At 63.1% G+C, this 396-nt stretch carries 1 protein-coding gene; it reads right to left on the bottom strand.

Annotated features, from left to right (window positions below; all coding sequences use genetic code 11):
* Positions 1–70: 70 nt before the first annotated feature.
* On the bottom strand, positions 71–396 hold a 326-nt coding region (locus tag ALO43_RS00015; RefSeq protein ID WP_117144567.1), incomplete at its 5' end, for an ATP-binding cassette domain-containing protein.

Below are 396 nucleotides of genomic sequence, written 5' to 3'. Positions count from 1 at the left end.
CAGTGTCGACACTGCTTATCTGTGCGAATACCGCTGACCCCGATGAATCGGGAGGTGTGACCTCCCGCGCTTATTCAGCGGCCGCATTGAACTGCAGGGCTGCCAGACGCGCGTACAGCGGATTGCTGGCAATCAGCTGTTGATGAGTACCGACGGCGACCAGCCGGCCTTGGTCCATGACCGCAATCCGGTCGGCATTCTGCACCGTCGCCAGCCGATGGGCGATCACCAGCGTGGTACGACCCTGCATCAGACTGGGCAACGCCTGTTGAATCAGATGCTCGCTGTGCGCGTCCAGTGCGCTGGTCGCTTCGTCCAGCAACAGAACAGGCGCATCGACCAGCAATGCCCGGGCGATTGCCAGACGTTGCCGCTGCCCGCCGGACAGGCCCAGCC

Source organism: Pseudomonas tremae, from assembly GCF_001401155.1.
In the GTDB taxonomy this organism is placed as follows: domain Bacteria; phylum Pseudomonadota; class Gammaproteobacteria; order Pseudomonadales; family Pseudomonadaceae; genus Aquipseudomonas; species Aquipseudomonas tremae.
The sequence above is the reverse complement of the archived record's forward strand: the minus strand, read 5'-3'. Positions and strand labels throughout refer to the sequence as shown.